Genomic DNA, 17,433 nt, shown 5'->3' on the forward strand with positions numbered 1-17,433 from the left:
CGTTTCGGGGCCCGGCAGGCACAATGGCTGCCCATAAGACCGGCCTCGCCCCCGTTTCCGGCTGAATTCTCATCTAAGCTTAAAGAACAAAAAAGCTACGTCACCTCCGGAGGTGCGTCATGATGAAACCCGCTACCCTCACCGCCGCCCAGCCCCTGGAATTGCGCAGCGGTGCCGATGCTGCCGCCTTCCTCGGCCGCCTGCCCATGGCCGACCCGGTGCGCACCCATGAAGCCCTGACCCGCTTCTTCACCACCCTGGCCCGGCATCCCCTGCCGCCCCTGGAGCAGGCTCCCGTCCTGGCCCAGGCGGAAAAGGCCCTGGCCTTCGTCCAGGACGAAGCCACCCGCCGCTACCTGTCCCGGCCCCTGCCCTACGCGGGCCAGGAACTGGCCCTGTTCCAGCGCACCGTGCAGCTGTGGCAGGACGCCGCCGACGCCTGGCTGGCCGCCGAGCCCCCGGCCGGCAGCGACGCCGACACGGCAGCGGTCCTGGAACGGGCCTTGTTCTGCCGCGGCATGGCCCTGGCCGAACACCTGGAGGCCCGCTTCCAGATTCCCGACGGCCTGTGGCAGTCCTTCCACGCCATCTACGCCGAGAGCGAACGGCGCCAGGTGGCCGACCTGGTGTTCCAGGACCCCAAGGGGCGCAGTCTCAGTTGCGCCCGCAGCTATGCGGCGGTGCTGCTGTTCGACCTCTCCAAGCCCTATTCCCTGCGCTCCCGCGACATTCCGGTGGTGTGGCGCTGGTCCCGGGCCCTGGCCCAGCTGGTGCAGATCGCCTGCATCGACGCCGGCGAGCCGGCCCCCTTCGTCATCGACCTGGAAAGCGACCGGCCGGTGGCCAAGCCCCTGCCCTCCGCCATCCTCGGCCCCCAGGTGCGCCGACTCGTCACCGCCGACCTGGCCAGCCATATGCGCAAGCTGCGGCGGCGCCTGGCCGAGGCGGTATCGCCGGCGGACCTGCAGCTGGGCGACGAGGTCAGCCCCGGCGACGCCCAGCGCCTGCTGGCCCACCTCAAGTACCCCTGGTCCCAGGAAGCCATCGCCCGGGCCTTCGACCTGCGCCAACCCATCGGCACGGCGGAGGTGGTGCTCGGCTACGAGGCCATCCACTACCGCCTCACCGGCCGCGAGATGCACCGGCCCAAGGCGGCGGCCGCCGCCTACCAGTATTCCCGCCAGGACGCGGAGCGGCTGGCCGTGTTCGGCACCGCCCGGGACGACGCCAGCAGCGTCAGGGAAGAAGCCAGCCAGCGCTACAGCGGCGAAACCTGGACCCTGCTGGAGCAGAGCGCCCACGCCTTCCGCCTGTACCGCCCCGAAGGCGGCGCCCGGGTCGCAGTGGGCCAGCTGGCGGCCATTGCCGGGGAGGACGGGCAGCTGGTGCTGACCCGCCTCAGCAGCCTGATGCAGACCGGCAGCGGCGGCGTCGTGGCCAAGGCCAAGCGCCTGCCGGGCCTGGCCCTGGGGGTGGCGGTGACGGCCCTGGGCGCCAACCTGCCGCTCCAGGCCAGCGTCGGCGGCTTCATCATCCAGCCCGTCGGTGCCGATCCGGGCGCCCTGCCCGACCTGGTGCTGCCCCGGGGCTGGTACCTGAAGAACCGCCCGGTGGAGCTGGAGCAGGGCCAGTCCCGCCGCTACCGTCTGGACAAGGTGGTCTTCAGCGGCCACGACTTCGACCTGGTGAGCTGCGGCAGCAACGAGGCGGCGTGACTTAGTTCCTTGGGCGGCGCCCCGCCGGGGCCCAAGAATCAAGCCATTCCCGGGCCGTTGCCGGACCCGGGACCATCGCCAGGAAGAGCGCCGCCATGCCAGCCCCCACCAGTGCACCACGCACCGCCCCCGCATGTCCCCGCCGGGCCACGCTGCGACCTCCGGGTCCCGTCCCCTACTGCCACAACGCCGCCGGCAGCGCCCGCTCCCCGGGTCTCACGAGCCACCCAGCCGGCACCGTCGGCCGGTCCGGGCGGGAGGGCTAGGCCATGGGCAACCCAAACGCTGCCGGCGTCGCCCTGGCCTTCCCCGATCTGCCAAGCGGGGCGGCCTTCCTGGCGCGGCTGCCCCTGGCAGACCCGCCCCTCCTGCATGACGGCCTGGTCCGCTTCCAGCACAGCCTGCTGACTGCCCCGCCGGCGCCCCTGGCCGCCCTGCAGCTCCTGGAGCAGGCCCGCACGCCCCTCGCCTTCGCCCAGGAGGAGCTGGCCAGACGCTACCTCAACCGCCCCCTGCCCCTGGCGGACCAGGAAGAAACGACCTTCGCCGCGGTCACGGCCGCCTGGCGGCGCATGGCCCAGGCCTACGCCCGGGTCGCCCAGGGGCTGGAGCCAGGCCAGGACACGCCGGAGCGGCTGGCCCTGATCCTGCACCGCTGCCTGCACTACACCGCCCTGGCCATGGTCGAGCACTATCGGGCCCGGCGCGAACTGGAAGCGTGCCTGTGGCTCGAGCTCCACGGCTATTTCGGCAGCGCCGAGGAATGGGGCGTGGCCACCCTGCCGGTGGCCGATCCCGAGATGCCGGAACACGGCCAGGGCCATTGCGCGGCCATCTACAACGCCGCCCTGCTGCTGGAACTGGCCGGCCCCTACAGCCTTTCCCTGCGCCAGCTGGAACTGGCCTGGCGCTGGGCCCGGCTATGGGCGCCCCTGGTGGGAATCGACGCCCTGGCAGCGGGCGATGGCGCGCCCCGCTTCGTCGTTGATCTGCTACGGGACGGCGGCCTCCAACCCCATGACGCGACGGCGGACGCACCGACCCTGCGCCGCCTCGACACTTCGCGCCTGACCCTGCGCCTGCGCCAGGCCCACCAGGGCCTCAAGGCCCGGCTCTCACCGGTGGACGCCGGCCTGGGCGAAGGCTGCAGCGCCAGCCAGTGCGTCCACCTGCTTGCCCTGCTTTTTCGCCCCTGGTCCCAGACCCCCGCCCTGCGCCGCTTCCGGCGCCATCCGGGCAAGGGCCGGCTGCGTCTTTGCGTCGGCTGGGAAGCCCTGCACTACTTCGTCGCCGGCCGGGAGTTCGTGCAGCCCGACAATGTGCGGGTCTATTCCCGCCAGGAGTTCGACAGCCTCTTCATCTTCCGCCACCAGGTGGACCCGAGCCAGCCCCTGGCGGTCGCCTCGGCCCGCCTGGCTTTCGCCGCCGATACCTGGAGCGTGGCCAACGAGTCGGCCGCCGGCTACCGCCTGCGCCGGGACGGCGCCGGCCAGCGGCTACAGCAGGGGCAGTTGGTGGGGGTGGCCGGGGAGGAGGCGGAGCAGTTCATGCTCGGCCAGGCCAATTGGGTCATGCAGGAGCGGGACGGCGCCGAGGCCGGCGGACTGGTAGCCGGCATCAGCCTGCTGGCGGGACTGCCCCAGGCGGTGGCGGTACGCCACCACGGCGCCGACCATTCGCCCTCGGAGCCCTATGTGCGGGCCTTCCTGCTGCCGCCGGTGCCAAGCCTGGAACAAGGGGCTTCCCTGATCCTGCCCCTGGGCTGGTACGGAGCCCGGCGCCAGGTGGAAATCCACAGCGACGGCACCTGGCTGGTGCAGCTGGAAGAGCTGCTGCAAGGCGGCGCCGATTTCGAGCGGGTCAGCTTCAGCGTCTGCGGCTAGGGCGGTTGCCGGCGCCTCAGTCGGGAATGCGCAGGGCCGGGAAGCAGGCGGAGAAGCGGCTGCCCTTGCCGGCCTCGCTCTCCACTTCGAGACGGCCCTGGTGCCGTGTCAGCACGTGCTTGACGATGGCCAGGCCGAGGCCGGTGCCGCCGGTCTCCCGGGAGCGGCTGCGGTCCACCCGGTAGAAGCGCTCGGTGAGCCGGGGAATGTGCTGGGGCGCGATGCCGATGCCGCTGTCGGCCACGGTGAAGGCGGCGCCGTCGGCGGTGCGCTGCCAGATCAGTTCCACCCTGCCGCCATCCGGCGTGTAGCGCACGGCGTTGGACGCCAGGTTGCCGAAGGCGCTGCGCAGTTCGTTGGCACAGCCCAGCAGCACCGGAGGGCCTTCGCACACCAGACTGATCTGGTGCCGTCCGGCGGATAGGGCCTGGGCTTCCTGCTGGATGGAGGCCAGCAGGGCCGGCACTTCCACCCGTTCGTCCAGGGGGGTCAGGCTGCCGGTCTCCAGGGCGGAGAGGGTCAGCAGGTCGTCGATCAGGTGCTGCATGCGTCCCGACTGCTCCTGCACCAGCCGCAGGTAGTGCAGGGCGTCTTCCCGGGGATAGGCGTCGAAATCATCCACCAGCATCTCGACGAAGCCGCTGACCACGGTCAGGGGCGTCTTCAGTTCGTGGGAGACGTTGGCGACGAAATCCCGGCGCATGTTTTCCAGGCGCTCCAGCTGGCTGATGTCCCGGCTGATGAGCAGGTTCTGGTCGTCGCCATAGGGGATCACCTGGATCTGCAAGGTCTGGCCCTTGTGCAGGTCGTTCTGCAGCAGCAGGGGTTCGTCGAACTGGCCGGCGCTGAGGTAGCTCACCATCTCCGGCTGGCGGATCAGGTTGGTGACCGGCTGGCCCCGGTCGGTGGCCGGGTTGAGATTGAAGTGGGCGGCGGCCTGGGCATTGAGGCCGTCGATCTGGCGGTGCCGGTTGAAGACCACCACTCCGTCGGGCAGGGCCTCGCCGGCCAGGCGGAAGCGCTCCAGGGCCCGGGCCAGGGAGTGCTGCTGCTCCAGGCGGATGCGCACCCGGCGGTGCAGGCCGGCGAAGGCCACTTCCCAGATACCCCAGCCGGCGGGTACCCGGGCGTCCAGGGGCCCGCGCAGCCAGCGCATGAGCTTGGCAAGGAACCACAGGTGGTACAGCAGGTAGAGCAGCAGGCCGCCGCAGAAGGTTTCCCAGGCCTGCTGGCGGCCGACGAAGATCCAGACGGGACCGGTGACGGCACAAAGCAGGAAGAGGAAGAAGAAGGCGCGCAGCCAGACGGCTTTGACCATGAGGACAGACCGATCAGGAAGAAGTGGTCAGGGCGGCAGTTTAACCGGCCTGGGTGGAGAAACGGTATCCGCTGCCGCGCACGGTCTGGATCAGGCGTTCGTGGCCGGTGGGCTCCAGGGCCGAGCGCAGGCGGCGGATGTGCACATCCACGGTGCGCTCCTCGACGAACACATGATCGCCCCACACCTGGTCCAGCAGCTGGGCCCGGCTGTGGACCCGCTCCGGGTGGGTCATGAAGAAGTGCAGCAGGCGGAATTCCGTCGGCCCCAGGTCCACCGGGCTGCCGTTGCCCAGCACCCGGTGGGTGATGGGATCCAGGCGCAGGCCTTCGATATCCACCGGGTCCTCGGTCATCTGGGGCGCCCGCCGGCGCAGCACCGCCTTGATGCGGGCCTGCAGTTCCCGGGGGGAGAAAGGCTTGGTGACGTAGTCGTCGGCCCCGGCCTCGAGGCCGGCGATCTTGTCGTGCTCCTCGCCCCTGGCGGTGAGCATGATGATGGGCACGTCCTTGGTCCGCTCGTCGGCCCGCAGCTTGCGGGCGAACTGCACGCCGGACATGCCGGGCAGCATCCAGTCCAGCAGGACCACGTCGGGCAGCACCTCGCGCACCTTGCGCTCCGCCTCTTCGGCATCGTAGGCCCGCAGCACCTGGTGCCCGGCATGCTGCAGATTGGCGGCGATCAGTTCCTGGATCGAGGGTTCGTCTTCGACGACAAGGATGTTGGCTGGCATTGGGTTGGTTGTCCGTTAAGCTTTGCAGAAAAGTCTATTGCAGCCAGGTGACAAATTGATGACAGCCGGAACGGATCGTCCGGCACGGGCCCGACGTCCCGGCCAGGCCCCATCTGCGCTATGATAGCGCGTCTTTTTTGCAGGATTTGCGGCCATGGCCGGGCTCAATCGGGAAACTCCCATTCCCACCGAAATCAAGCTGCACCAGAAATCCCGACTGCTGGAAATCAGCTTCGCCGACGGACAGCGCTTTGAACTCGCCTACGAGTTCCTGCGGGTGCTCTCCCCCTCCGCCGAGGTGCGGGGCCACGGCCCCGGCCAGGAACGGCTGCAGGCCGGCAAGCAGGCGGTGGAGATCGAGCGCGTGGAGCCGGTCGGCAACTACGCCATCAAGCTGGTCTTTTCCGACGGCCACGACAGCGGCCTCTACTCCTGGGACTACCTCTACGAACTAGGCCTCAACCGGGACGCCCTGTGGCAGGAGTACCTGGCAAAGCTCGCCGCCGCCGGCCTCTCCCGGGACCCGGCCGACCTGCCCCCGCCGCCGCCCCGCCCCCAGGGCGGTTGCGGCAAGCACTGACCTTTCCCCATTTCAACGCTTAGCTAAACGGATTCCCATCATGGGCGACAAAACTCATTTCGGCTATCAACAGGTCGACGAGGCCGAAAAGGCCCAGAAGGTGGCCGACGTCTTCTCTTCCGTGGCCCAGCGCTACGACCTGATGAACGACCTCATGTCCGGCGGCCTGCACCGCCTGTGGAAGGCCTTCACCATCGCCCAGAGCGGCGTGCGCGAAGGCAGCCGGGTGCTAGACGTGGCCGGCGGTACCGGCGACCTGTCCCTGGCCTTTGCCAAGAAGGCCGGCAAGAGCGGCCAGGTGTGGCTCACCGATATCAACAACGCCATGCTGACCCGGGGCCGGGACCGCCTCTGCGACAAGGGCTTCGTCGTCCCCGTGGCCCAGTGCGATGCGGAGAAGCTGCCCTTCCCCGACGACTATTTCGACGTGGTCACCGTGGCCTTCGGCCTGCGCAACATGACCCACAAGGACAAGGCCCTGGCCGAGATGCGCCGGGTCCTGAAGCCGGGCGGCCGCCTGCTGGTACTGGAGTTCTCCCAGGTGTGGAAGCCCCTGGCGCCCTTCTACGACTTCTACTCCTTCCAGGTCATCCCCCGCCTGGGCCAGCTGATCGTCAAGGACCCGGACAGCTATCGCTACCTGTCCGAATCCATCCGCGTGCATCCGGACCAGGAAACCCTCAAGGGCATCATGGAACAGGTGGGCCTGGAAAAGGTCGAATACTTCAACCTGACCATGGGCGTGGTCGCCCTGCACCGCGGTTACAAGTACTAAGCGTACCCATACCAACAACGAGGAGAGACATCAGTGAAGAAGCCCTTGATCGCCCTGTGCACCCTGGTTCTGGGCCTGGCCCTGGTCGCCCCCGATGCCGATGCCGCCCGCCTCGGCGGCGGCCGCAGCAGCGGCATGCAGCGCAGCGTCACGCCCCAGCACAACACCGCCCCCAGCGGCACCACGGCCCCCAAGCAGAACGCCGCTCCGGCCCAGCAGGCCCAGCCTGCCACCGCCGGTGCGCCGGCGCCCCAGGCTGCGCCCAAGCGCAGCTGGCTCGGTCCCATCGCCGGCCTGGCCGCCGGTATCGGCCTGGCCGCCCTGGCTTCCCACTTCGGCTTCGGCGAAGGCATGGCCAACTTCCTCATGATCGCCCTGCTGGCCATGGCTGCCGTGTTCGTTTTCCGCCTCATTTTCCGCCGCCCGGCTGCAGCGGCGCCGCGCTCCGAACCCCTGCAGTATGCCGGGGTCGGCGGTCCCTCCATGGCTCCCATGCCGGAAGTGACGCCCGTGGGTGGCGGCAACGCTGCCGTCCCGGCCGCTGAGGCTGCGCCGGCCGCCGCAGCCAACATTCCTGCCGATTTCGACAGCGAAGGTTTCCTGCGGGTGGCCAAGCTCAACTTCGTCCGCCTCCAGGCCGCCAACGACCAGGGCAACCTGGACGACATGCGGGAGTTCCTGGCCCCCGAGATGTTCGCCGAAGTGCAGCTGCAACTGAGCGAGCGAGGCGGCAAGGCCCAGCAGACCGATGTGGTGCAGCTCAACGCCAGCCTGCTGGAGGTCGTCACCGAGACCGGCCGCCACATCGCCAGCGTCCGTTTCAACGGCCTGCTGCGGGAAGAGAAGGACGCGGCACCGGCGCCCTTCGACGAAGTCTGGCACCTGGTCAAGCCCACCGACGGCAGCCGGGGCTGGATGGTCGCCGGCATTCAGCAACTGTCCTGAACCCCATGCTGGACCGCCCCTTCCTCGCCGGGCTCAATCACCTGCTGGGCCGGGAGCCGTGGGCGCGCCAGCGCCTGCGGCCCTTCGCCGGCCGCGGTGCCAGGATTTCCCTGCCGCCCTGGTTCAGCCTGGACCTGACCGTGGCCGAGGACGGCACCCTGCACGGCGGCCCCCTGGCCGCTCCCGACGTCCTCATCAGCCTGCCGGAACACGCCCCACTTCGCTTCTTCGGCCACCCCCAGGAAGCCTTGGCAGCCGCCCGTCTGGAAGGCACGGCCGATTTCGCCGAAGCCCTGGGCTTCGTCTTCCGCAACCTGCGCTGGGATGCGGAAGAAGACCTGGCGCGCCTTCTTGGCGACATTCCGGCCCGGCGCCTGGCGGGCCTGGGTGCCAGCCTCTTCAATTGGCAAAAGGAGGCCTGGAGCCGCCTGAACGCCAACTTTGCCGAATATTTCAGACACGAGCAGGGCGCCGGCGGCCCCATCCGGCGCCGCGAATGGCAGGGCCATCAGCAGGCCGTTTCCGCCGCCGCGGCGGAAGCCGATGCCTTGGCCGCCCGCCTGGAGCGTCTGCAGGGCTGACTCAATCCAGCCAGAACTTCCCGAACACACAAAAGAAAAGGCAGCCCGGAGGCTGCCTTTTTTGTGCTGCGACGATCAGCTGCTTAGTGCTTGCGCTTCTTCAGCTGCTCGATGGTTGCCAGCTGGGCCACGGCTTCAGCCAGTTCGGCTTCGGCCTTGGCGTAGTCCATTTCGGCAGAGCGGTTCTGCAGGGCTTCTTCCGCTGCCTTCTTGGCTTCCAGCGCCTTCGCCTCGTCCAGGTCGCCACCGCGGATAGCGGTATCGGCCAGCACGGTCACGATGGTGGGCTGAACTTCCAGCATGCCGCCGGAGACATAGATCATCTCGAACTCGGCATCCGGCACCTTGATACGCACGGTACCGGGCTTGATACGGGTCAGCAGCGGGGTGTGCCGCGGGTAGATGCCGAGTTCGCCGGCTTCGCCCGGGAGCACCACGTATTCAGCTTCGCCGGAGAAGATGGACTCTTCGGCGCTGACCACGTCTACATGTACTCTCAATGCCATGATAGGGGTTCCCCTCAGGATGGCCGCACCCCGGACGGGATGCGGCTTACCGGTTGATTACTGGAGGGTCTTCGCCTTTTCGAAGGCCTCTTCGATGGAGCCGACCATGTAGAAGGCCTGTTCCGGCAGGTTGTCGCACTCGCCGGCCACGATCATCTTGAAGCCCTTGATCGTTTCCTTCAGCGGCACGTACTTGCCGGGAGAGCCGGTGAACACTTCGGCCACGTGGAAGGGCTGGGACAGGAAGCGCTGGATCTTACGAGCGCGGGCCACGGCCAGCTTGTCTTCGGGAGCCAGTTCGTCCATACCCAGAATGGCGATGATGTCGCGCAGTTCCTTGTAGCGCTGCAGGGTCATCTGCACGCCGCGGGCCACGTTGTAGTGCTCTTCGCCCACGATCTGGGGATCCAGCTGGCGGGAGGTGGAGTCCAGGGGATCCACGGCGGGGTAGATACCCAGCGCAGCGATGTCCCGGGACAGCACGACGGTGGAGTCCAGGTGGAGGAAGGTGGTGGCGGGGGACGGGTCGGTCAAGTCATCGGCAGGCACATACACGGCCTGGATGGAGGTGATGGAACCCACCTTGGTGGAGGTGATCCGTTCCTGCAGGCGGCCCATTTCGTCGGCCAGGGTGGGCTGGTAGCCCACGGCGGACGGCATACGGCCCAGCAGAGCGGACACTTCGGTACCGGCCAGGGTGTAGCGGTAGATGTTGTCCACGAAGAACAGGATGTCACGGCCTTCGTCACGGAAACGCTCGGCCATGGTCAGGCCGGTCAGCGCCACGCGCAGACGGTTGCCGGGGGGCTCGTTCATCTGACCGAACACCATGGCCACCTTGTCCAGCACGTTGGAGTCCTTCATCTCGTGGTAGAAGTCGTTACCTTCACGGGTACGCTCACCCACGCCAGCAAACACGGACAGACCGGAGTGCTGTTTGGCGATGTTGTTGATCAGCTCCATCATGTTCACGGTCTTGCCCACGCCGGCGCCACCGAACAGACCCACCTTGCCGCCCTTGGCGAACGGGCAGATCAGGTCGATCACCTTGATGCCGGTTTCGAGCAGTTCCACGGAGGGGGACAGCTCGTCGAAAGCGGGAGCCTTCTGGTGAATGGCGCGCGTTTCGTCGGAAGCGATGGGGCCGGCTTCGTCGATGGGGCGACCCAGCACGTCCATGATGCGACCCAGGGTACCGTGGCCCACGGGCACGGAAATGGGCTTGCCGGTGTTGTTCACTTTCATACCGCGGCGCAGGCCGTCGGAAGAACCCAGGGCGATGGTACGGACAATGCCGTCACCCAGCTGTTGCTGAACTTCGAAGGTCAGACCCTTTTCGATGTTGGCGTGCTCTTCGGCCACATCGAGCATCAGGGCGTCATAGACCTTGGGCATGGCTTCGCGGGGGAACTGGATGTCCACCACAGCGCCGATGCACTGAACGATCATACCTTGACTCATTTTGAATCCCTCAAACTATAGAAACCAGTTAGACCGCCGCTGCGCCGCTGACGATTTCGGACAATTCCTTGGTAATCGCTGCCTGACGGGTCTTGTTGTAGACCAGTTTCAGTTCGCCGATCACATTCTTGGCGTTGTCGGAAGCCGACTTCATGGCCACCATCCGGGCGCTCTGCTCGGAAGCCATGCTTTCAGCCACTGACTGATAGATCAGCGCTTCGACATAGCGGACCAGCAGGTCGTCGATCACGGACTTGGCGTCGGGCTCGTAGACGTAGTCCCAACGGGCGGACTCGGAGCCCACGACCTCACCGGACAGGGGCAGCAGCTGCTCGATAACCGGCTCCTGCTTCATGGTGTTCACGAAGCGGGTGTAGGCGATGAACAACTGGTCGATCTCACCGTTGATGTAGGCATCGAGCTGAACCTTGACGGGCCCGATCAGGCGTTCCAGGTGGGGCGTATCGCCCAGGCCGGTGACCTGGGAAACGACGCTGGCGCCGGAACGCTGCAGGAAGCCCAGACCCTTGTTGCCGATGGCGGTCGCCTGGATGGCGATGCCCTGGCTTTCCAGGTCCTTCATCTGGTTCAGGACGTTGCGCAGCACGTTGGAGTTCAACGCGCCGCACAGGCCCTTGTCGGAGGTCACGACGATGATGCCGGCCTTCTTGATCGGATCACGCTTCACCAGGAACGGATGCTTGTACTCGGTCAGCGCATGAGAGAGGTGGGCGGCCACGCGGCGGATCTTCTCGCCATAAGGACGCGCCTGACGCATACGTTCCTGCGCCTTGCGCATCTTCGACGCGGCCACCATCTCCATGGCCTTGGTGATCTTGCGCGTGTTTTCCACGCTCTTGATCTTGTTGCGGATTTCCTTGCCGCTAGCCATTACGCTCTCCTGGACGGATTAAACCCAAGCGGCCTTGAATTCCTTGATCGCTTCGACGAGTTGCTTTTCGCCGTCAGCATCCAGGTCCTTGGACGTTTCCATCTTGGTCACCAGATCGGCGTACTTTTGACGAACGTAGCCGTGCAGGCCCTTCTCGAATTCGAGAACGCGCTTCACGTCGATGTCATCAGCGTAGCCCTTGGTGATGGCGTACAGAGTCACGGCCTGGTCGGCAATGCTCAGCGGGGTGTATTGGCCCTGCTTCAGCACTTCCACGGTACGACGGCCACGCTCCAGCTGCTTGCGGGTAGCTTCGTCCAGATCGGAAGCAAACTGGGCGAAAGCGGCCAGTTCGCGATACTGGGCCAGGTCGGTACGGATACCGCCGGACAGCTTCTTGATCAGCTTGGTCTGGGCAGCACCACCGACGCGGGACACGGAGATACCGGCGTTGATAGCGGGACGGACACCGGCGTTGAACAGGTCGGTTTCCAGGAAGATCTGACCGTCGGTAATGGAGATCACGTTGGTCGGCACGAAGGCGGACACGTCACCAGCCTGGGTTTCGATCACGGGGAGAGCGGTCAGAGAACCGGTCTTGCCCTTGACTTCGCCGTTGGTCAGCTTTTCCACCCATTCTTCGGAAACGCGGGCTGCGCGTTCCAGCAGACGGGAGTGCAGGTAGAACACGTCACCGGGGTAAGCTTCACGGCCGGGAGGACGACGCAGCAGCAGGGAGATCTGGCGATAGGCCCAGGCTTGCTTGGTCAGATCGTCATAAATGATCAGGGCGTCTTCACCGCGGTCGCGGAAGTATTCGCCCATGGTGCAGCCGGCGTAGGGAGCGATGAACTGCAGCGCAGCGGAGTCAGAAGCGGAAGCGGCCACCACGATGGTGTATTCCATGGCGCCGTGTTCTTCCAGCTTGCGTACCACGTTGGCGATGGTGGAAGCCTTCTGGCCCACCGCCACGTAGATACACTTCATGTTCTGACCCTTCTGGGCGATGATCGCATCAACGGCCACAGCGGTCTTACCGGTCTGACGGTCACCGATGATCAGTTCGCGCTGGCCGCGGCCGACGGGAACCATGGAATCGATAGCCTTGATACCGGACTGCACGGGCTGGGACACGGACTTCCGCCAGATCACGCCGGGGGCGACCTTCTCGATCTTGTCGGTCAGCTTGTTGCCCAGGGGGCCCTTGCCGTCGATAGGCTGGCCCAGGGCGTTAACCACGCGGCCGATCAGTTCGGGACCAACGGGCACTTCCAGAATGCGACCGGTGCACTTGACGGTGTCACCTTCGGAAATGTGCTCGTATTCACCCAGCACCACGGCGCCCACGGAGTCACGCTCCAGGTTCAGGGCCATACCGAAGGTGTTGCCGGGGAACTCCAGCATTTCGCCTTGCATTACATCCTGCAGGCCGTGAACGCGGCAGATGCCGTCGGTCACCGAGACAACGGTACCCTGCGTGCGGGTCTCGGCGCCCACCTGCAGGTTTTGAATCTTGCTCTTGATCAGTTCGCTGATCTCGGACGGATTCAACTGCATGAATTTCTCCTAGTTCTTGAGCGCCGTAGCCATCGCTTCGAGCTTGCCGCGTACGGAAGCGTCGAGGACCTGGTCACCCACCGCCACTTTGATACCACCGATCAGCGCTGCATCCACCACCACGCGGGGCTGGAGCTTGGAGCTGAAATGGGTTTCAAGTTGGCCCAACAGATTTTTCACTTGCGCGTCATCGAGGGGGAAGGCGCTGTAAACAACGGCTTCCTTGATGCCCTCTTCGGCACTCTTGAGCTGCTCGTAGATTTCCTGGACTTGCGGCAGCAGGGAGAGGCGCTCGTTTGCCGCGAGAACCCGGATAAAACCGGTCACGTCGGCATTCTTGGCAGCCTCGCCGCTGAGCGAGACGAAAAGCTGGGTCAGCTGATCGGCCGAAAGCTTCGGGTTGCCAATGCACTGGACCATTTCGGGGTCCTGTGCAATGACAGCCAGCAGCTTCAGGGTGTCCGACCACTGAGCCAGGGCCTTTCCGTCGCGCGCCAGGCGGAAAACTGCTTCCGCGTAGGGACGAGCGATGGTGACGGATTCAGCCATAAGCGTTACAGATCCTGTTTGATCGTGCTCAGGATGTCAGCGTGGGCCTTGGCGTCGATTTCGCGGCGCAGGATCTTCTCTGCACCGACAACGGCCAGCTCAGCCACGCGCTCACGCAAACCTTCCTTGGCACGCACCACTTCCTGTTCGATCTCGGCCTTGGCAGCGGCGACGATACGGTCAGCTTCAACCTTCGCCTGGGACTTGGCTTCGTCGATGATCTGGGCGGCGCGCTTGTCAGCGCCGGCGATCAGTTCGGAGGCCTTTTCCTTGCCTTCGCGCAGGGCTTCCGCCGAGCGCTTGGTCGCGAGCTCGAGGTCGTGCTTGCCACGATCGGCGGCAGCAAGACCGTCAGAGATTTTTTTCGCTCGCTCGTCGAGCGCCTTCACGATGGGCGGCCACACGAATTTCATCGTGAACCACGCCAAAATGAAGAACACAACGAGCTGGGCGACCAGAGTTGCGTTCAGATTCACGGCTCTAACCCTTTAAAAAAAGTTGTTCGAGGCGCGAATTACTTGAGAACGAACGGGTTGGCGAAGGCGAACATCATGGCGATACCAACGCCAATCAGGAAGGCGGCGTCGATCAGACCGGCCAGCAGGAACATCTTGGTTTGCAGTTCGTTCATCAGTTCGGGCTGGCGAGCGGAGGCTTCCAGGTACTTGGAGCCCATGATGCCGATACCGATACAGGCGCCAATAGCACCCAGACCGATGATCAGACCGGCGGCCAGTGCGACGAAACCGAGGATGTGTTCCATGTTTGCTCCTTGCAAAAGTAGAGGTAGTAAGTTGAAAAGGTAAAACGGGAAACCGTTACGAGATTAGTGGCTCTCGTGGGCCTGACCGATGTACACCAGGGTCAGCATCATGAAGATGAAGGCCTGCAGGGCAACGATCAGGATATGGAAGATGGCCCACACGGAACCGGCGATGACGCCGCCGATCCAGAGGAACGCACCGGTGGCGGTACCGGCCCAGGCAGCACCCATCAGGGCGATCAGCATGAACACCAGTTCGCCGGCGTACATGTTGCCGAACAACCGCATGCCGTGAGACACGGTCTTGGCCAGGAACTCGATCATCTGCATGGCGAAGTTGATCGGGTAGAGCAGGGGATGGCTGCCGAAGGGAGCGGTGAAGAGCTCGTGCACCCAGCCACCCAGACCCTTGATCTTGATGTTGTACCAGATGCAGACCAGCAGCACGCCGATGGACATGCCCAGGGTGCCGTTCAGGTCGGCGGTGGGAACCACGCGCAGGAAGGCGTGGTGGTCGCCGGAAGCGGCTTGCCAGAGGCTGGGCAGCAGATCGACGGGCAGAAAGTCCATGGAGTTCATCAGGAAGATCCAGATGAACACGGTCAGAGCCAGGGGAGCCACGAATTTGCGGGACTCTTCGCTATGCACGATGCCCTTGGCCTGGTTGTTCACCATTTCCAGGACGATTTCCACAGCGGCCTGCATGCGACCGGGAACGCCGGAGGTAACGCTCTTGGCGACACGCCACATGACGAACAGACCGAGGATCCCCATAAGAATGGAGAAAACCACGGTATCGACGTTGATGACGGAGAAGTCAACAACAGCGGACTGGGCGTGACCGGTGGAATTGAAGTGGGTCAGGTGGTGGACGATGTACTCGCCAGCGGTGGGGGCGTTGGCGGCGTGTTCCGCGACTGCCTCGTGAGCGTTTTCCATTTCAGGATTTCTTCCAAAAAGCCAAAAAACTCGCCTGCAGCGTCACTACCAGGCCGAGCAGCATGGAGGGCCAATGCATCTCGGGATAAACCTTGGCAGCAACAGCCAGAATTCCGATGGTGGCGGCAACCTTGACGAATTCGCCGAGGAAGAAGCCCGCTACGCCGGGACCACCCGGGCGCCGCGCCGCTACAGCCAGGCGCAGGGCGAACAGGGCGTTGGGGAGCAGGCAAGCGCCACCACCCACCGCCGCAGAGGCCGCACCGTGCCCTCCGACGAACATGCCAAGCAGGCCAGCCGTGATTACTACCGCCCAGATTTGGAAAATGATTGCCCGGAACATGATTGATTTTCCGCGGTTTTTCCAAACTGGAGGGAGCGGTTCAAAACCCGAACCAACGTCGCCAGCCGCCGCACACAAAGATAAATAATATAAGAGTTATCCCTTATTTAGTCAATGGAAACGCCGGAACAAAATAAGGGGTTTGCCAGTCTCAGGGCGCCATTCGCGCCTTTGGGATGACATGGCCATGGCAGGACAAATGGTTTCAGGCCTTGTCAGCCCTGACTCCTACGGGTTTACCGCAGTCCTCGTCCGCCACAGTCGCCGTTTGCAGCCGGACTCAGCGGAAACGGGCCAGCAGTTCGTCGAGCTGGTCCAGGCTGGAGAATTCGATGGCCATCTTGCCGGCGCCCTTCCTGTTGGCCGCCACCGTCACCTTGGCTCCCAGCAGGTCCGACAGTTCTTCCTCCAGCCGCAGCAGATCCCGGTCCTTGGCCTTCTCGACCTTTTTCGGCGGATTCAGCAGGGCCTGCACCAGGCGCTCCGTTTCCCGCACGGAAAGGCCCTTGTGGGCCACCCGGTTGCCCACCTGTATCTGCTCCGCCCCTTCCAGGGAGAGCAGGGCCCGGGCGTGGCCCATGTCCAGCTTGCCTTCCAGCAGTAGTTCCTGGACCGGCGCCGCCAGCTGCAGCAGACGCAGCAGGTTGGAAGCGGCGGGACGGGAGCGGCCAACCGCATCGGCGGCCTGCTGGTGGGTCATCTTGAACTCGTCCACCAGGCGCTGCAGGCCCATGGCTTCTTCCAGGGGATTGAGGTTTTCCCGCTGGATGTTCTCGATGAGGGACATGGCGGCCGCGGCTTCATCGGGGATTTCCCGCACCAGGGTCGGCACTTCGGTCATGCCCGCCATGCGGCAGGCGCGCCAGCGGCGCTCGCCGGCGATGATTTCGTAGCCGCCGTTGATCGGCCGCACCAGGATGGGCTGCATGATGCCCTGGGCCTGGATGGAGGCCGCCAGCTCCTTGAGGGAGCCTTCGTCCATGCGGGTCCGCGGCTGGTACTTGCCCGGCTTCAGGGCATCGATGGGCAGCGTCCGCTGCTGGTCCTTCTTGGCGTCGGCGGCGTCGCCGGCCAGCAGGGCGTCCAGGCCCCGGCCCAGTCCCTTCATCTTCATGCCGCCACCTCTTGCTGCCGCGGAGCGCCACCGATGCGCTCCAGCATCTCCTCGGCCAGGGCCAGGTAGGACAGGGCGCCCTTGGAGGTCTTGTCGAAGGCGATCACCGGCTTGCCGTAGGACGGGGCCTCGGCCAGACGCACGTTGCGCGGGATGACGGTGCGGTACACCTTGCCGGAGAAGTGGCTCTCCAGTTCGGCGGAAACCTGTTGATTGAGGGTGGACTGGGAGTTGTACATGGTGCGCAGCAGGCCTTCGATTTCCAGGGCGGGATTGAGATTGGCCCGCACCTTGCGCAGGGTGGTGACCAGATCGGTGAGGCCTTCCAGGGCGTAGTACTCGCACTGCATGGGGATCATCACCGCCTGGGCCGCCGCCAGGGCATTCACCGTCAGCAGGTTGAGGGCGGGCGGGCAGTCGATCAGGACGAAGTCGTAGGCCTGGCCGTCCAGGGCCTCCTTGAGGCGGCGCTCCCGCTGGCCCACGTCGATCAGTTCCACTTCGGCCCCGGCCAGTTCCCGGTTGGCGGGAATGACGTCGAAGCCGAATTCGGTCTTGATGGTGGCCTGCTCCAGGGTCGCCGCCCCCAGCAGGATCTGATAGACGGAAGGCAGGGCTTCCTTCTTGAAGATGCCGCAGCCGGTGGTGGCATTGCCCTGGGGGTCCAGGTCGATGAGCAGGACGCGCTGCCCCAGGGTCGCCAGGCAGGCGGCCAGGTTGACGCTGGTGGTGGTCTTGCCGACCCCCCCCTTCTGGTTGGTAATGGCCAGGATCTTCAC

The 17,433-nt window shown here is 65.4% G+C and carries 19 protein-coding genes; 6 read left to right on the forward strand and 13 right to left on the reverse strand.

Translation table 11 applies throughout. The features are described from left to right. Positions 1-119 precede the first annotated feature (119 nt). Positions 120-1,715, forward strand: a complete 1,596-nt coding sequence (locus ACLSSQ_RS17850) for a hypothetical protein (protein WP_416243403.1) — start codon at positions 120-122, stop codon at positions 1,713-1,715. A gap of 269 nt (positions 1,716-1,984) precedes the next feature. Beyond that, complete coding sequence (locus ACLSSQ_RS17855) at positions 1,985-3,598, forward strand: hypothetical protein (RefSeq protein WP_416243404.1); 1,614 nt, start codon at positions 1,985-1,987, stop codon at positions 3,596-3,598. A 16-nt stretch (positions 3,599-3,614) separates the two neighbouring features. Here ACLSSQ_RS17855 and phoR read toward each other — a convergent pair whose 3' ends face one another. Together phoR and phoB are read right to left on the reverse strand one after the other, a co-directional pair. Continuing rightward, complete coding sequence (phoR, locus tag ACLSSQ_RS17860) at positions 3,615-4,916, reverse strand: phosphate regulon sensor histidine kinase PhoR (RefSeq protein ID WP_416243405.1); 1,302 nt, start codon at positions 4,914-4,916, stop codon at positions 3,615-3,617. A gap of 40 nt (positions 4,917-4,956) precedes the next feature. Continuing rightward, the gene (phoB, locus tag ACLSSQ_RS17865; RefSeq protein WP_014235970.1) at positions 4,957-5,649 is read right to left on the reverse strand and encodes a phosphate regulon transcriptional regulator PhoB; all 693 of its coding nucleotides are present in this window, start codon (positions 5,647-5,649) and stop codon (positions 4,957-4,959) included. Between the two features lie 154 nt (positions 5,650-5,803). On the opposite strand from phoB, the gene ACLSSQ_RS17870 reads away from it, so the two are divergent. Genes ACLSSQ_RS17870 through ACLSSQ_RS17885 form a run of 4 tightly spaced genes read left to right on the forward strand, consistent with a single transcriptional unit; the run spans position 5,804 to position 8,530 of the window. Then, positions 5,804-6,229, forward strand: coding sequence for a gamma-butyrobetaine hydroxylase-like domain-containing protein (locus ACLSSQ_RS17870; RefSeq protein ID WP_152090198.1), 426 nt, complete (start codon positions 5,804-5,806; stop codon positions 6,227-6,229). A gap of 40 nt (positions 6,230-6,269) precedes the next feature. Continuing rightward, positions 6,270-7,004 carry a bifunctional demethylmenaquinone methyltransferase/2-methoxy-6-polyprenyl-1,4-benzoquinol methylase UbiE gene (gene ubiE, locus ACLSSQ_RS17875; RefSeq protein WP_014235968.1) on the forward strand — a complete coding sequence of 245 codons (735 nt, stop codon included), beginning with the start codon at positions 6,270-6,272 and terminating at the stop codon, positions 7,002-7,004. Positions 7,005-7,037: 33 nt separating this feature from the next. Beyond that, entirely contained in the window at positions 7,038-7,949 is a 912-nt protein-coding gene (locus ACLSSQ_RS17880; protein WP_416243406.1) for a Tim44 domain-containing protein, read from the forward strand. Between the two features lie 5 nt (positions 7,950-7,954). Next, on the forward strand, positions 7,955-8,530 hold the full coding sequence (locus ACLSSQ_RS17885) for a ubiquinone biosynthesis accessory factor UbiJ (protein ID WP_416243407.1): 576 nt from the start codon (positions 7,955-7,957) through the stop codon (positions 8,528-8,530). An 83-nt stretch (positions 8,531-8,613) separates the two neighbouring features. On the opposite strand, the gene ACLSSQ_RS17890 is transcribed toward ACLSSQ_RS17885, so the two are convergent. From ACLSSQ_RS17890 to ACLSSQ_RS17940, 11 genes are all read right to left on the reverse strand, one after another. Next, positions 8,614-9,036, reverse strand: coding sequence for a F0F1 ATP synthase subunit epsilon (locus ACLSSQ_RS17890; protein WP_014235965.1), 423 nt, complete (start codon positions 9,034-9,036; stop codon positions 8,614-8,616). A gap of 57 nt (positions 9,037-9,093) precedes the next feature. Continuing rightward, positions 9,094-10,497 (reverse strand): F0F1 ATP synthase subunit beta, encoded by a 1,404-nt coding sequence (atpD, locus tag ACLSSQ_RS17895; protein ID WP_014235964.1) that lies wholly within the window; start codon positions 10,495-10,497, stop codon positions 9,094-9,096. Between the two features lie 28 nt (positions 10,498-10,525). After that, positions 10,526-11,389: a F0F1 ATP synthase subunit gamma gene (gene atpG / locus ACLSSQ_RS17900; RefSeq protein WP_014235963.1), complete on the reverse strand. Its 864-nt coding sequence runs from the start codon at positions 11,387-11,389 to the stop codon at positions 10,526-10,528. Between the two features lie 18 nt (positions 11,390-11,407). After that, positions 11,408-12,946, reverse strand: a complete 1,539-nt coding sequence (gene atpA / locus ACLSSQ_RS17905) for a F0F1 ATP synthase subunit alpha (protein ID WP_014235962.1) — start codon at positions 12,944-12,946, stop codon at positions 11,408-11,410. A gap of 9 nt (positions 12,947-12,955) precedes the next feature. Beyond that, positions 12,956-13,495, reverse strand: a complete 540-nt coding sequence (locus tag ACLSSQ_RS17910) for a F0F1 ATP synthase subunit delta (RefSeq protein WP_014235961.1) — start codon at positions 13,493-13,495, stop codon at positions 12,956-12,958. A 5-nt stretch (positions 13,496-13,500) separates the two neighbouring features. Then, positions 13,501-13,971, reverse strand: coding sequence for a F0F1 ATP synthase subunit B (locus tag ACLSSQ_RS17915; RefSeq protein ID WP_014235960.1), 471 nt, complete (start codon positions 13,969-13,971; stop codon positions 13,501-13,503). A gap of 38 nt (positions 13,972-14,009) precedes the next feature. Then, positions 14,010-14,258, reverse strand: a complete 249-nt coding sequence (gene atpE / locus ACLSSQ_RS17920) for a F0F1 ATP synthase subunit C (RefSeq protein WP_014235959.1) — start codon at positions 14,256-14,258, stop codon at positions 14,010-14,012. Between the two features lie 63 nt (positions 14,259-14,321). Further along, on the reverse strand, positions 14,322-15,197 hold the full coding sequence (gene atpB, locus ACLSSQ_RS17925; protein ID WP_416243408.1) for a F0F1 ATP synthase subunit A: 876 nt from the start codon (positions 15,195-15,197) through the stop codon (positions 14,322-14,324). A 1-nt stretch (position 15,198) separates the two neighbouring features. Next, complete coding sequence (locus tag ACLSSQ_RS17930) at positions 15,199-15,540, reverse strand: ATP synthase subunit I (protein ID WP_043797713.1); 342 nt, start codon at positions 15,538-15,540, stop codon at positions 15,199-15,201. A gap of 280 nt (positions 15,541-15,820) precedes the next feature. Continuing rightward, entirely contained in the window at positions 15,821-16,654 is an 834-nt protein-coding gene (locus ACLSSQ_RS17935; protein WP_416243409.1) for a ParB/RepB/Spo0J family partition protein, read from the reverse strand. Then, entirely contained in the window at positions 16,651-17,433 is a 783-nt protein-coding gene (locus ACLSSQ_RS17940; protein WP_014235955.1) for a ParA family protein, read from the reverse strand. Before ACLSSQ_RS17940 ends, ACLSSQ_RS17935 begins: the two co-directional genes overlap by 4 nt.

Origin of the sequence: Azospira sp. APE16 (genome assembly GCF_047901315.1) — a bacterium.
GTDB lineage: Bacteria > Pseudomonadota > Gammaproteobacteria > Burkholderiales > Rhodocyclaceae > Azospira > Azospira oryzae.

Bases quoted from the DNA above. Each gene is read 5' to 3' on its own strand.
- ACLSSQ_RS17850 (WP_416243403.1), top strand. From the start codon at position 120: ATGATGAAACCCGCTACCCTCACCGCCGCCCAGCCCCTGGAATTGCGC.
- ACLSSQ_RS17855 (WP_416243404.1), top strand. From the start codon at position 1,985: ATGGGCAACCCAAACGCTGCCGGCGTCGCCCTGGCCTTCCCCGATCTG.
- phoR (WP_416243405.1), bottom strand. From the start codon at position 4,916: ATGGTCAAAGCCGTCTGGCTGCGCGCCTTCTTCTTCCTCTTCCTGCTT.
- phoB (WP_014235970.1), bottom strand. From the start codon at position 5,649: ATGCCAGCCAACATCCTTGTCGTCGAAGACGAACCCTCGATCCAGGAA.
- ACLSSQ_RS17870 (WP_152090198.1), top strand. From the start codon at position 5,804: ATGGCCGGGCTCAATCGGGAAACTCCCATTCCCACCGAAATCAAGCTG.
- ubiE (WP_014235968.1), top strand. From the start codon at position 6,270: ATGGGCGACAAAACTCATTTCGGCTATCAACAGGTCGACGAGGCCGAA.
- ACLSSQ_RS17885 (WP_416243407.1), top strand. From the start codon at position 7,955: ATGCTGGACCGCCCCTTCCTCGCCGGGCTCAATCACCTGCTGGGCCGG.
- ACLSSQ_RS17890 (WP_014235965.1), bottom strand. From the start codon at position 9,036: ATGGCATTGAGAGTACATGTAGACGTGGTCAGCGCCGAAGAGTCCATC.
- atpD (WP_014235964.1), bottom strand. From the start codon at position 10,497: ATGAGTCAAGGTATGATCGTTCAGTGCATCGGCGCTGTGGTGGACATC.
- atpG (WP_014235963.1), bottom strand. From the start codon at position 11,389: ATGGCTAGCGGCAAGGAAATCCGCAACAAGATCAAGAGCGTGGAAAAC.
- atpA (WP_014235962.1), bottom strand. From the start codon at position 12,946: ATGCAGTTGAATCCGTCCGAGATCAGCGAACTGATCAAGAGCAAGATT.
- ACLSSQ_RS17910 (WP_014235961.1), bottom strand. From the start codon at position 13,495: ATGGCTGAATCCGTCACCATCGCTCGTCCCTACGCGGAAGCAGTTTTC.
- atpE (WP_014235959.1), bottom strand. From the start codon at position 14,258: ATGGAACACATCCTCGGTTTCGTCGCACTGGCCGCCGGTCTGATCATC.
- atpB (WP_416243408.1), bottom strand. From the start codon at position 15,197: ATGGAAAACGCTCACGAGGCAGTCGCGGAACACGCCGCCAACGCCCCC.
- ACLSSQ_RS17930 (WP_043797713.1), bottom strand. From the start codon at position 15,540: ATGTTCCGGGCAATCATTTTCCAAATCTGGGCGGTAGTAATCACGGCT.
- ACLSSQ_RS17935 (WP_416243409.1), bottom strand. From the start codon at position 16,654: ATGAAGATGAAGGGACTGGGCCGGGGCCTGGACGCCCTGCTGGCCGGC.